Origin of the sequence: Ewingella allii (assembly GCF_044430645.1) — a bacterium.
In the GTDB taxonomy this organism is placed as follows: domain Bacteria; phylum Pseudomonadota; class Gammaproteobacteria; order Enterobacterales; family Enterobacteriaceae; genus Ewingella; species Ewingella allii.
Genome location: NZ_JAWUDN010000003.1, coordinates 15,847 through 29,328, shown reverse-complemented (window position 1 = coordinate 29,328; position 13,482 = coordinate 15,847). Strand labels below are relative to the sequence as shown.

Genomic DNA, 13,482 nt, shown 5'->3' with positions numbered 1-13,482 from the left:
GGTATCCTTGCGGCGATTTGCTAACAAGAGGCTTCACATTTTTTATGTCAGGTTGGCGTAGACTTTATTATACCTTATTGAATTTACCACTAAAATTGCTGGTAAAGAGCAAGGTTATCCCTACAGATCCGGTTACCGAGTTGCGCTTAGATCCGACGCGCCCGATCTTGTATGTTTTACCTTACCATTCGAAAGCGGATTTACTGACGTTACGCACCCAGTGCCTGGCGCAGAATCTGCCTGATCCCCTTATTCCTTTGGAAATCGACGGCGTTCAACTGCCGAGCCACGTTTTTATCGCTGAAGGCCCTCGCGTTTTCACTTATTACACGCCGAAAATTGAGTCGATAAAACTGTTCCACGACTATCTCGATTTGCATCGCAATAATCCCGATCTCGACATCCAAATGTTGCCAGTATCGGTGATGTTTGGCCGTGCGCCGGGGCGTGAAGGACAGCAGACTCCGCACCTGCGCGTGTTGAACGGCATACAGAAGTTCTTCGCCGTGCTGTGGCTGGGCCGCGATAGCTTTGTGCGTTTCTCCAATACCGTTTCTCTGCGCTACATGGCCACTGAACACGGCACGGACAAAACCATCGCACAGAAGCTGGCTCGCGTGGCGCGTATGCACTTCTCACGTCAGCGTCTGGCCGCCGTCGGCCCGCGTCTGCCCGTGCGTCAGGAGTTGTTCAACAAGCTATTAGCCTCGAAAGCCATCGAAAAAGCGGTGGAAGACGAAGCGCGTAGCAAGAAGATTTCTCACGAGAAAGCCCAGCAGAACGCCATTGAGCTGATGGAAGAGATTGCGGCGAACTTCTCATATGAAGCCGTGCGCCTGTCTGACCGCGTGCTGAGCTGGACGTGGAACCGCCTCTATAAAGGCATCAACGTGCATAACGCCGAGCGCGTTCGCCAGTTGGCACTCGATGGTCAGGAGATTGTGTATGTTCCCTGCCACCGCAGCCACATGGACTACCTGCTGCTCTCTTACGTGCTTTACCATCAAGGTCTGGTGCCGCCGCACATCGCTGCCGGGATCAACCTGAATTTCTGGCCCGCTGGCCCGATTTTCCGCCGTTTGGGTGCCTTCTTTATTCGCCGTACCTTCAAAGGTAACAAGCTCTACTCCACGGTATTCCGCGAATATCTCGGCGAGCTGTTTACCCGTGGCTATTCGGTTGAATACTTTGTCGAAGGTGGCCGTTCGCGCACCGGGCGCCTGCTTGAGCCTAAGACTGGTACGCTGGCGATGACCATTCAGGCCATGCTGCGCGGCGGATCTCGCCCTATCACGCTGGTACCGATTTACATCGGTTATGAGCACGTGATGGAAGTGGGGACTTACGCCAAAGAGCTGCGCGGCGCGACCAAAGAGAAAGAAAGCTTTATGCAGATGATCAACGGGTTACGTAAACTGCGTAACCTGGGTCAGGGCTACGTTAACTTCGGCGAGCCGCTGCATCTCACCACTTACCTGAACCAGAATGTCCCAACCTGGCGTGATGCTATCGACCCAATCGAAGCGCAGCGCCCAAGCTGGCTGACCCCGACGGTGCAGGATCTGGCTGACAAAATCATGGTACGGATCAACAATTCCGCGGCAGCTAACGCGATGAACTTGTGCTGTACCGCGCTGCTGGCGTCGCGTCAACGTTCACTCACCCGTGAGCAGTTAACCGAGCAACTCGATTGCTACCTGCAATTGCTGCGCAACGTGCCTTATGCTGAAGATTCTACCGTGCCAGATTTGACGGCTGCCCAGCTGCTCGATCACGCCTTGAACATGAACAAGTTCGAAGTCGAGAAAGACAACATTGGCGACATCATTGTACTGCCGCGCGAGCAGGCCGTGCTGATGACTTACTACCGCAACAACATTCACCACATGCTGGTGTTGCCGTCGCTGATTGCCAGCATTGTCATGCATCACCGTTCGGTGAGCAGCCAAGAACTTCTGCGTCAGGTTGAATTGATTTTCCCAATGATGAAAGCCGAACTGTTCATGCACTACAGCAAAGAACAGTTGCCAGCACTGCTGGAAGTGCTCAGCGCCGAACTGGCCCGTCAGGGCTTGATTAAGCTCGATGGCGAAACGCTATCGCTGAACCCGGCGCGCATTCGCCCGCTGCAACTGCTTGCCGCCGGTGTGCGTGAAACGCTGCAACGCTACGCCATCACCCTCTCTCTGTTGACCAATAACCCGAGCATCAGCCGTGGAGCCTTGGAAAAAGAGAGTCGGATTATGGCTCAGCGCCTGTCGGTTCTGCACGGTATCAATGCGCCGGAGTTCTTCGATAAAGCCGTCTTTACCACGCTGGTTGGCACTCTGCGTGCCGAGGGCTTCATCAACGACATCGGCGATGCTATCCCGGAACACACGCGTGAGATTTACACCATTCTGAGTGATTTAATGACACCGGAAATCAAGCTGACTATCGAAAGCGCGGGCATGCCGTCCGAGCTTCCGCAGCCTTCCGAGCCACCGGCGGAGCCGAAGGTCGACGTGCGCGACACCGACCACTAAGCCTCGCTAAGTGCAGTAAATCACAAACAAAACGCCCGGTTCTCTTAACAAGAACCGGGCGTTTTTTATGGCACTTTCCGAAGCGCGAAGGCTTAGAAGCTAAACTGGGATAAGCTCATCAGAATGCCGAGGAACAGCACCAAACCGACATAGTTGTTTTGGCGGAAAGCCAAGAAGCAGGCGTCGCGGTCGCGTTTTGCGGTCAGTTTGTGCTGATGGGCAAACAACGCCGCAGCAAGCAGCAAAGACCAATAGAATGGCGCGCCCAGCTGGGTTAAATGCCCGACTACCGCCAGCAGTGCCAGCATGACGAGCTGCAAAATGCCGTTGATCAGGTTGTCGAAACGGCCAAAAAGTATCGCCGTGGACTTCACGCCAATCTTCAAATCATCGTCTCTATCGACCATCGCGTATTGGGTGTCGTAAGCCACCGTCCAACAAATATTGGCGGCGAACAGCAGCCAGCAGCTCAGCGGAACGGCTTCACTCACTGCGGCATAGGCCATCGGGATGGACCAGCCGAACGCTGCGCCCAATACCACCTGCGGCAAATTGCTGACGCGCTTAACAAAGGGGTAGATCCACGCCAGCGCCAGCCCGGCCAAGGACAGCAAAATCGTCATGCGATTAAGGGTAAGCACCAGCAGAAAGGACGCCAGCACCAGCCCAACAAACAGCATCTTGGCCTGTTTGCCGCTAATGACGCCACTTGGCAGCGGGCGGTTAGCCGTGCGTTTCACGTGGCCGTCGAACTTACGGTCGGCGTAGTCATTTACAACGCAACCCGCAGCGCGCATGAAGAACACGCCCAGCACGAAGACCAGCAAGATCTTCATCGACGGCATGCCGCCGCCGGCCAGCCATAACGCCCACAGCGTTGGCCAGAGCAGCAGCAGCGAGCCAATAGGTTTATCAATGCGCATCAGGCGGCAATAATCGCGCCAAGTGCCCTGTGGCAGGCTAGCAGACACCTTGGTTCCCTCTTGTTGATTTAACTGAGCCATTAGCCCTGCACCTTGTTTTCAGGACGGTGAACAGGAGAGTTCGGCAGGAAAATTTCGGTCAGCAACAGCGGCTTATCCGAGAGACGCAGGCGAGAACGCCGAGCCCACAGGTCACCCTCTTCCAGCGGCAATTGGCCGAGATGAATATAATCGCGCGTCATATTGTTGCCGCCGAACAGATAGCGGCCCAGCGGCACGGTGCCTAAGTCCACCAGCGCTAAATCAGGGCCGGTCAGGGTTTCTTCAGGGATCACGGTGCGCCCGAGCAGCCACGCCTCGTCATCACCAAACAGTACAACCTCGCGGATCCAATATCGCGCGCTCACCGGCAGTTGGTCGGCTTCGCTTTCGCCCAGCTCTTCACGCGTGACAAAGCATTCGCGTTTTGGCTGTACCGTCACGGTAACGCCCTGCTGCTCAAAGCGACGGGTCATCGAGCCCATTTCCATCAGCCAGTCGGCAACGTCGGCGGGGACATCTTGCGTGTCGTCAAACCAGTGAATTGGGGGTTGTGCAGGGGAATGGGACTCAGACATGAATGGACTCCGTAGCAGGGACGCATTACGCGCCCCTATTAATCATCAGCCTCGCATTCTAACGCAGAATGTTCCAGCAGTAATCGACTTGCGGACGAATCCTTTGCTCTCGACTACTCGCGACGCAGCCGCTCGCTGTTAGCCAGGAACAGCGTGACAACCAGCACCAAGATCGCACAGGCGTAGACCAGCGTATCGTACGGACTTTTGTGATCCACAATAATCAGACGAATAATGGCCGTGATGCCGATGTAGATAAAATAGCGCAGCGGGAAGTGATATCCCGAGGAGAAGTACTTCACAATCAAAGCGATAAACTCGAAGTACAGGAAGTAAATGACGATACCTTCAATCAGCAAATAGGAGGAGGATTCGTCATTATTGACGAACAACACCAGCGCCAAATGATAGGTTTCACGGCCAAGGAACAGCGTCAAAATCGCTGCCAGCCCCAATAAAAAGACGTTCATAATTCGTTGCATAATGACGGATATCATCATCGCGCGTTTTGAGCCAGCCATGTGATCTATGTCCCACTTTTGTTAATTGTCCGAGCAGAATACCACAGCGCCAGCCATAGCAAAGCGCGATAAAAAAAGGGCCAGCCACTCATGGCCGACCCTTTCAATTTAATGCAACTTCCGCCAAGAAAATGCGAAAGATGGCTAAATATTAACGCCAGTTTTTGAAGCGATTAATCAGACCATTAGTCGAGCTATCGTGGCCCTTAACTTCTTCATTGCCGCTCAGTTCTGGCAGGATACGGTTTGCCAGCTGTTTGCCCAATTCCACGCCCCATTGGTCGAAGGTGTAGATATTGAGGATTGCGCCCTGAGTGAAGATTTTGTGCTCATACATCGCGATCAACGCACCCAGGCTGTATGGCGTAATTTCGCGTAACAGGATTGAGTTCGTTGGGCGGTTACCTTCAAATACTTTGAATGGCGCAACGTGTTTCACGTCTTCCGGCTTTTTGCCTTGTTCCGCGAACTCTTGCTCTACCACGTCCAGTGATTTACCAAATGCCAGTGCTTCAGTCTGTGCAAAGAAGTTAGACAGCAGTTTGGCATGGTGGTCACTCAGCGGGTTATGGCTGATGGCTGGCGCGATGAAGTCACAAGGAACAATTTTGGTGCCTTGGTGAATCAGTTGGTAGAAGGCATGCTGGCCGTTGGTACCTGGCTCACCCCAGATGATTGGGCCAGTCTGGTAATCCACTGGGTTGCCATTACGGTCAACATACTTACCGTTGGACTCCATGTTGCCCTGCTGGAAGTAAGCCGCAAAGCGATGCATGTACTGGTCGTATGGCAGGATAGCTTCGGTTTCGGTGCCATAGAAATCGTTGTACCAAATACCAATCAGCGCCAGCAGAATCGGCAGGTTTTTCTCTGCTGGGGTTTCTGCAAAGTGTTTGTCCATAGCGTGTGCGCCGCTGAGCAGTTGTTCGAAGTTTTCGAAACCAACGGACAGGGCAATCGACAGGCCGATAGCAGACCACAGTGAGTAACGACCGCCAACCCAGTCCCAGAACTCGAACATGTTGTCAGTGTCGATACCAAACTCGCTCACCGCTTTGCCATTGGTAGACAGGGCGGCGAAGTGTTTCGCTACGTGCTTGTCATCACCGGCAGTTTTCAGGAACCAGTCGCGCGCGCTGTGGGCGTTGGTCATGGTTTCTTGCGTGGTGAAGGTTTTTGAAGCGACCAGGAACAGGGTGGTTTCTGGGGAGAGGTCTTTCAGCGCTTCGGCGATGTGGGTGCCGTCAACGTTGGAGACGAAATGCATGTTCAGGTGGTTTTTGTACGGGCGCAGCGCTTCGGTCACCATGAACGGGCCGAGGTCAGAACCACCGATACCGATGTTGACCACGTCAGTAATGGCTTTACCGGTGTAACCCTTCCACTCGCCGCCAATCACGCGCTCGGTGAAGCCTTTGATTTTCGCCAGCACCGCGTTGACTTCAGGCATGACGTCTTTGCCATCCACCACGATTGGGGTGTTGCTGCGGTTACGCAGAGCGACGTGCAGCACGGCGCGGTCTTCAGTACGGTTGATCTTCTCACCGGAGAACATCGATTTGATTGCATCTTGCAGCTGGGTCTCTTTGGCCAGGGCTTGCAGCTTGTCCAACGTCTCGGCGGTAATGCGGTTTTTAGAGAAGTCGACCAGCATTTGGTCTTCGAAGGTCGCAGAGAACTTGGTGAAACGGTCGCCATCTTCAGCAAACAGATGACTAATCTGCACATCTTTCATCGTATCGAAATGCTGCTGCAGCGCTTGCCAGGCAGCGGTTTGAGTTGGATTGATATTTTTCATAGCAATGCTCTTAGGCTGAGAATAAATGTGACGTAACTAACATGATTGTATCCCGTTATACCTGAGATGAGATGCCTTTTCTTGCGATAGGTCATAACTGTCGTTTAACCATGACAGAAAACAATATTAGATGGCAATTGCTCAAAATGTACCGATGTAAGGCTGCTTACCGTTGACAGGGAGGCAATAACCCGTTATTCCTAAGCGCCTAACTCCTATGCGCGCGTTAAATGCGCCATTTGAGCCAGAAGAGGCGCGTCGCCCAGGAAGTGTATCGGAGGAGCCGAAATCCAACGAGGGTACATCAGGGGGTGCGACGCCGAGGTCTAAAGCTTACGGCAAGCTGCGGATCGACCACAGGGGCTGAATCCTCTGGGTTGTCACCGAGATATACCCGTAACAAGGGTATTGGCAAGGTGGGGCGCTTCTGGGTGTATCGTAGCATTTCTACGTCTGCCCCCTCTCCCGCTCTCCCTCTTGTGCCAATTCTTATGGAATTAAGTGGATGTTGAAGGTCCAACGTCCGTGACACGAGGTTTACCATGAATTACGCAGTATCCCGCAACGCGAATCCCCAGCCCTTGGGCAACACCGTTGTCGCCAAATTCGGCGGCACCAGCGTAGCGGATTACGACGCCATGAATCGCAGCGCCGATGTGGTTCTCTCCAACCCAAATGTCCGTCTGGTCGTCCTATCAGCCTCGGCGGGGATCACTAACCTGTTGGTTGAACTCGCGCAGGGTAAAGACGCCGAACGCCGGGTATTTCTGCTGGATGAAATTCGCCGGATTCAGTCCGCCATCATCGATCGCCTGAATAAACCTGACGTGATCCGCGAAGAGATTGGCCGCATGCTGGAAAACATCAGCATGCTGTCAGAAGCGACAAGCCTTGCGACCTCGACGGCACTGACCGATGAACTGGTTAGCCACGGCGAACTGATGTCCACCCTGCTGTTTGTGGAAATTCTGCGTGAGCGCAATGTCGCCGCAGAATGGTTCGACGTGCGTAAAGTCATGCGAACCAATGAGCATTTCGGCAAAGCCGAGCCGGATACTGACGCCCTGTCTGAGCTGGCGTTGCAACAACTGCAACCGCGCATTCAGGAAGCCTTAGTGGTAACTCAGGGCTTTATCGGCGCGGAAGCCAAAGGCCGCACCACTACGCTAGGCCGCGGCGGCAGCGACTATACGGCAGCTCTGTTGGGTGAGGCTTTGAGCGTCGCTCGCGTGGATATCTGGACAGACGTGCCGGGCATCTACACCACTGACCCCCGCGTGGTTCCGGCGGCTAAACGCATTGATCGCATTACTTTCGAAGAAGCCGCTGAAATGGCGACCTTCGGCGCGAAAGTCTTACACCCGGCAACGCTGCTTCCAGCGGTGCGTCGCGGTATTCCGGTATTTGTTGGTTCGAGCAAAGACCCGGCTGCGGGCGGCACATTGGTGTGTAACACCACGGTGAATCCGCCGCTGTTCCGCGCGCTGGCCCTGCGCCGCAAACAGACGCTGGTCACTCTGCACAGCCTGAGCATGCTGCATTCACACGGTTTCCTCGCCGAAGTGTTTGGCATTCTGGCGCGCCACAATGTGTCGGTTGACCTGATCACCACCTCTGAAGTTAGCGTGGCCTTGACGTTGGACACCACGGGTTCAACGTCATCCGGTGCCAGCCTGCTGACCACCTCGCTGCTGACCGAGCTGTCTTCACTGTGCCGCGTGGAAGTAGAAGAAAATCTGGCGCTGATCGCCCTGATTGGCAATAAATTGTCTCAGGCAAGCGGCGTTGGCAAAGAGGTGTTTGGGGTGCTCGATCCGTTCAACATCCGCATGATTTGCTACGGCGCAAGCAGCTACAACCTGTGCTTCCTGGTGCCGGGCAACGACGCCGACCAAGTCATTACTACTCTACACCGCAACCTATTCGAATAATCTTCGGCGCGGTGTGCTGATCAGCCGGGCCCTGCGCCCGGCTTTTTTATGCACATCGTTCTGTGCTACAACCAAAACGCTATGGCAAATTTTGACCCACAACATCACATAACTAGAAAACAAGGATCCTCCACATGTTAGCCAAAATAACTCGCCTGTTCCCGCTGTGGGCAGTGCTGCTGTCCGTCGCTGCCTACTACTCTCCCAGCACTTTCACGCCCATCGGGCCGCACGTCACCACCCTCCTGATGCTGATTATGTTTGCTATGGGCGTAACGCTGGAATTCGGCGACTTTAAGCGCGTGCTGTCTCGCCCGGCGCCGGTGGCCGCCGCGACTTTCCTGCACTATCTGATCATGCCTCTGGCGGCGTGGGTTCTGGCGAAGCTGTTCCATATGCCCGCTGACCTGTCGGCAGGGATGATTTTGGTAGGGAGTGTTGCTTCGGGCACCGCATCCAACGTGATGATTTATCTGGCGAAAGGTGATGTCGCGCTGTCAGTGACCATTTCCGCCGTCTCGACGCTGATTGGCGTGTTTGCCACCCCGCTGCTCACCCGCCTGTATGTCGATACCCATATCAAAGTGGACGTGGTCGGCATGTTGTTGAGCATCTTGCAGATTGTGGTTATCCCTATTTTCGCCGGTTTAGTTATTCATCACTTGTTTACCAAAACCGTCAAACGCATCGAACCGCTGCTGCCGGTCTTCTCGATGGTGTGCATCGTCGCCATCATCAGCGCCGTGGTGGCGGGCAGTCAGGGCTTTATCGGCTCGGTCGGTCTGGTGGTTATCGTGGCGGTTATCCTGCATAACGCCATCGGCCTGTTGAGCGGCTACTGGGGCGGCAAGCTGTTTGGCTTTGACGAAACCACCTGCCGCACTCTGGCGATGGAAGTCGGCATGCAGAACTCAGGCCTGGCCGCCACGCTGGGTAAAATCTACTTCACCCCGCTGGCCGCCTTGCCGGGCGCACTGTTCTCGGTTTGGCACAATCTGTCGGGTTCCCTGCTGGCGGGCTACTGGTCCGGAAAACCGGTGGATGACGCGAAGCGCACTCACAAAGTGAGCAAGTAAGAGCGAGCAGCCCGCCGCTAATAGTCAGGCGGGCTGCTGGTCAGTATGAAAAGCTATTCAAAAACTAACGTACAAAGCTCCGGTAACTCCTCCACTAAACAATTGTCCGTACCGCCGCGATCTATGGTCAGGAAATCAGTCACGGTTTGATAAGCAAACAGCGGGTGATGCCAAACCCCCCGGCGATAGTTCACCCCCTCTGAGCCATTGGTAATAAAGGCTTTCAGCGTTTCGAGCCGCACATGTTCCCCCGCCTCCGCCACAATCACCACAAAAGGTTCCCCCTTCAGCGGCATAAAGGCCTGACTGCCCAGCGGGTGCTTCTCCAGCACGGAAATCTGGATCGGCAGCGGCGCGGGCTGAGAGCGATTAATACTCATCAGTACCGGCTTGCCGTCAATAATTTCAATATCAATCAGGTCGTGATATCGCTCGGTCTGGCCATCATTGATGTGGAAGAAATCATTTCCCTCCACTTTGATAACCTCACCGTAGGGCGAAAACGCTTCGCTTGTGAGCCTGCTGACTTTCAGTTCCATACATTTCCTTTTGCGAGAGGGGGTCCATCCATCGGGACTTTCCACGGGCCAAAACCTGCGCTTCACCGCGCGTGAGTGTGCTTAAACATATTATTGGAAATATTTTCCATAACAGCGATCATTCGCACATTTATTGCGCAATAGGATAAAAAGCAGCTTAAGGTTTGAGAGGAAATACAGGGGGAAGTGGGAAGAAAGCCACGCGAAAGCTGAGCTTCGCGCGGCTTGAAGAGGCTTATTTCATCAGAGTTACGGCGTCATCGGAGTCGCGCTCATCGTCTTCCTGCGCGTCTTTGTCCAGCACGTTATAGGCCACGGCGCAGAACAGCGAGTTAAGACGCTTCATGTCGCCTAGCAGGCCCAAGTGGAGCGAGCTGGTTTCGATGCTCTGCACATTATGCTGATGCAGACGGTCAACGTGCGCGTGGGCGTAGCGGCGGTCCAGCAGGCGGAAGCGATGCTTGGAACGGCGCAGGCGGCGGGCGCTGGTCAAATCATTCGACAGGAACACCGACAGGCTCAAACGGAGGTTATCCACTAGCTTTTCGTGCAGGGAATCCAGCTCGGTCAGCCCTTCCGGCGAGAAGGCCCGGCGCGCCGCATGGGATTTCGCCGCAATGTCCGCCGTCATGCGCTCAATGATGTCGCCAGCCTGTTCGAGGTTCATCGCCATTTCGATGATTTCCGCCCAGCGGCGCGAGTCATCTTCGCCCAAATCCTCTTTGTGGATCTGCGCCAGATAGAGCTTGATGGCGGTGTAAAGTACATCCACGTCATCATCCAAACGGCGCACTTCGCGGTCTTGCGCCAGTTTGCCGTGCATCACTTCATGGTTGAGGATCAGCATATGCTCCACCACGTCGCCCATACGCAACGTCTCGCGGGCGGCATTGGCCAGCGCCAGTGCCGGAGTATCCAGCGCACTGACATCCAAGTGGCGCGGGCGCAGGCGCGGATCGTCTTCCGGCACGTCGGCAATCATCAGTTCGCACACCCGGGCCATGGGGCTGGAAAGCGGCACCATCGCCAGACAGCGGATCAGGTTGTAGAACATGTGGAAATAGATCACCAGCTCTTCGTCAGGAATACCCAAACGCGCCAGCTGTTGCGAGAGCGGGCCAATAAAGGGCAGCACAATGACGCAGCCAATCAGCTTAAACAGCACGCTGCCGAGCGCCACGCGGCGACCGGCGGCATTCTGCTTGCTGGCGTTAATCATCGCCAGCAACCCACTGCCGAGGTTGGCGCCAATCACCAGACAGAGTGCGACTTTCAGCGAAATCACGCCGGTGGCCGCCAGCGTGGCCGTCAGCAGCACCGCCGCCAGACTGGAGTAGCTGACAATGGCGAAAACCGCGCCGGTCAGGGCATCAAGAATCACATCGCCGGTCAACGACGAGAACAGCACTTTGACGCCGGACGCTTGGGTGATCGGCGTCGCGGCCGAGACAATCAGCTCCAGTGCCAGCAGGATCAGCCCAAGGCCAATCCCCACGCGGCCCATCTGCCCGGCGCGGGTCTGTTTACGGCTGAGGAAGAAGGAGACGCCGACAAAAATCAGCAGCGGCGAGAGCCACGACAGGTCAAAGGTCAGTACGCGCGCCATCAGCGCAGTGCCGACGTCCGCGCCGAGGATAATCACCAGCGCAGGGGAAAGGGCCACCAGCCCCTGTGAAACGAAGGAGGTCACCAGCAATGCCGTGGCATTACTGCTCTGTACCAGCGCGGTAACACCAATCCCCGCCACAAAGGCCAGAGGTTTTTTCTCCACGCTATTGCTGAGGACTCGCCGCAGATTGGCACCAAAAACGCGCATGATGCCAGTACGCACAATGTGCGTACCCCAAACTAAAAGTGAAACAGCAGACAACAAATGCAGAAGAGTTAACACTAAAGAACAGCTCCGTTAACGCCAGGCAAAAACAGGCCATCCTGCCTGCCGGGCGTGTTGGTGCAGGATAGCGTCCGGATTCACCACATTCGGATGACCCACCCTGGTAAGCAGCGGCAAGTCATTATGTGAGTCCGAGTAAAAACTGGCATGTTGCAGCTGGGCAGCATCCTGATTAATCAGCGCCATCAGCCGCGTCACCTTACCTTCGCGGTAGGTCATCACGCCTTGCGTCGTGCCGGTGAAAATCCCATTTTCGATGCCGACACCAATCGCCAATGTTTCGTCAACGCCAAGGAAGCGGGCTATTGGCGCAACCAAATGTTCGCCCGAGGCGGAAATCACCACCGTGCGATCACCGTTCGCACGGTGACGGGCCAAACATTCACGAGCATCATTGTATACGCGTGGAGCAATCACTTCATGAATATAACGTTGTACCATCTGCGCAACATCTTGCTGAGTGCGACCTTGCAGTGGCTCAAGGGTACAATTCATGTACTCCTGCATATCCATCTGACCCACGGCGTATTGCTGCATCAGGTAGGCATCGCGTTGCAGGAATGCCTGCTCATTTTCCACCCATCCCTGCTGCACCATAAAGGCTGACCACAGGCTGGAACAGTCGCCGCTAATCAGGGTTTCATCGAGATCAAACAGCGCCAGACTCATGCAACTTCCCGTAACGTAACAAGATCTAACTGTAGACCAATTTCAATGCCATCGGCGAGGAGAGAGGCCACAGAACGGTTCAACACATCCACGGAAAGCTCGACATTGTTCGCCAAAACGCGATAACGCACCACGCTTCCCAACAGGCTATGATTCAAAATTCGGGCTGAAATGCCCTGTTCAGGTGCACATAATACAATCGATTCAGGGCGAATTGCCACCTGACCGCCATACTGCTGGCCGGTCAGCGCCTGCGCCTGTTGCGCAGTCAGTAAGTTATAACTGCCGATAAACCCGGCGGCAAAGGCATTCACCGGCTCGGTATATAGGGTTTCAGCATCGGCGTTTTGCACAATCTGACCTTTGTTCATCAGCACGATTCGGTCGGACATGGTCAGGGCTTCTTCCTGATCGTGAGTGACGAAAATGGCCGTCAGGTTCAATTCGCGCTGAATGCGGCGGATCTGCTCGCGCAGGTGTTTGCGAATACGGGCATCCAGCGCGGAGAGAGGTTCGTCGAGCAGCAGCAGGCGCGGCTGCGTCACCAAAGAGCGCGCCAACGCCACGCGCTGGCACTGGCCGCCCGACAGCTGGTGCGGGTAACGCTTGGCGTAATCGTTCATTTCCACCAGTGCCAGCACCTCACCCACCCGGCGATGAATTTCATTGGCAGACAATTTCTGCATCTTGAGGCCAAAAGCCACGTTGCCTTCGACAGTCATATTCGGGAACAGCGCGTAGCTCTGGAAAACCATGCCGATGCCGCGCTCTTGCGGGCTGAGGGGCACAATGTCCTGTCCCTGCAAAATAATCTGCCCGCTGTCTACCGAGGTCAGCCCCGCGAGGCAGCGCAGCAGCGTGGATTTCCCGCAGCCGCTCGGCCCCAGTAAGGTGACGAATTCGCCCTCTTTCGCACTGAAATCAATGTCGTTGAAAATCTGCGTCTGGCCGTAATGCTTATTGAGTTTAGTGACCTGTAAATATGACAT

General features: G+C 55.0%; 11 protein-coding genes and 1 riboswitch. Of the genes, 3 read left to right on the top strand and 8 right to left on the bottom strand.

Annotated elements, in window-relative coordinates; all coding sequences use genetic code 11:
- The first annotated feature begins 44 nt into the window (after positions 1-44).
- On the top strand, positions 45-2,525 hold the full coding sequence (gene plsB / locus SBO83_RS08900) for a glycerol-3-phosphate 1-O-acyltransferase PlsB (protein ID WP_396131248.1): 2,481 nt from the start codon (positions 45-47) through the stop codon (positions 2,523-2,525).
- Between the two features lie 92 nt (positions 2,526-2,617).
- Here the strand turns inward: plsB and ubiA are convergent, their stop codons facing one another.
- From ubiA to pgi, 4 genes are all read right to left on the bottom strand, one after another.
- Positions 2,618-3,529, bottom strand: coding sequence for a 4-hydroxybenzoate octaprenyltransferase (gene ubiA, locus SBO83_RS08895; protein ID WP_353503521.1), 912 nt, complete (start codon positions 3,527-3,529; stop codon positions 2,618-2,620).
- Positions 3,529-4,065: a chorismate lyase gene (ubiC, locus tag SBO83_RS08890; protein WP_396131246.1), complete on the bottom strand. Its 537-nt coding sequence runs from the start codon at positions 4,063-4,065 to the stop codon at positions 3,529-3,531. The genes ubiA and ubiC overlap by 1 nt, the downstream gene beginning before the upstream one ends.
- 113 nt (positions 4,066-4,178) lie before the next feature.
- Positions 4,179-4,586, bottom strand: coding sequence for a phosphate-starvation-inducible protein PsiE (gene psiE, locus SBO83_RS08885; protein ID WP_034793488.1), 408 nt, complete (start codon positions 4,584-4,586; stop codon positions 4,179-4,181).
- Positions 4,587-4,737: 151 nt separating this feature from the next.
- Entirely contained in the window at positions 4,738-6,384 is a 1,647-nt protein-coding gene (gene pgi / locus SBO83_RS08880; RefSeq protein WP_353503523.1) for a glucose-6-phosphate isomerase, read from the bottom strand.
- A gap of 240 nt (positions 6,385-6,624) precedes the next feature.
- A riboswitch (Lysine riboswitch) is annotated at positions 6,625-6,819 on the top strand.
- Between the two features lie 107 nt (positions 6,820-6,926).
- Between pgi and lysC the strand changes: the two genes are divergently transcribed.
- Both lysC and panS read left to right on the top strand, forming a co-directional pair.
- Positions 6,927-8,315, top strand: a complete 1,389-nt coding sequence (gene lysC, locus SBO83_RS08875; protein WP_353503524.1) for a lysine-sensitive aspartokinase 3 — start codon at positions 6,927-6,929, stop codon at positions 8,313-8,315.
- Positions 8,316-8,449: 134 nt separating this feature from the next.
- The gene (gene panS / locus SBO83_RS08870; protein WP_353503525.1) at positions 8,450-9,391 is read left to right on the top strand and encodes a ketopantoate/pantoate/pantothenate transporter PanS; all 942 of its coding nucleotides are present in this window, start codon (positions 8,450-8,452) and stop codon (positions 9,389-9,391) included.
- Between the two features lie 53 nt (positions 9,392-9,444).
- Here panS and SBO83_RS08865 read toward each other — a convergent pair whose 3' ends face one another.
- From SBO83_RS08865 to SBO83_RS08850, 4 genes are all read right to left on the bottom strand, one after another.
- Positions 9,445-9,930 carry an ureidoglycolate lyase gene (locus tag SBO83_RS08865; RefSeq protein WP_353503526.1) on the bottom strand — a complete coding sequence of 162 codons (486 nt, stop codon included), beginning with the start codon at positions 9,928-9,930 and terminating at the stop codon, positions 9,445-9,447.
- Between the two features lie 235 nt (positions 9,931-10,165).
- Positions 10,166-11,821, bottom strand: a complete 1,656-nt coding sequence (locus SBO83_RS08860) for a sodium-dependent inorganic phosphate transporter (protein WP_396131244.1) — start codon at positions 11,819-11,821, stop codon at positions 10,166-10,168.
- Between the two features lie 15 nt (positions 11,822-11,836).
- Positions 11,837-12,493 (bottom strand): HAD family hydrolase, encoded by a 657-nt coding sequence (locus tag SBO83_RS08855; protein ID WP_353503528.1) that lies wholly within the window; start codon positions 12,491-12,493, stop codon positions 11,837-11,839.
- On the bottom strand, positions 12,490-13,482 hold the full coding sequence (locus SBO83_RS08850) for an ATP-binding cassette domain-containing protein (protein ID WP_396131243.1): 993 nt from the start codon (positions 13,480-13,482) through the stop codon (positions 12,490-12,492). The genes SBO83_RS08855 and SBO83_RS08850 overlap by 4 nt, the downstream gene beginning before the upstream one ends.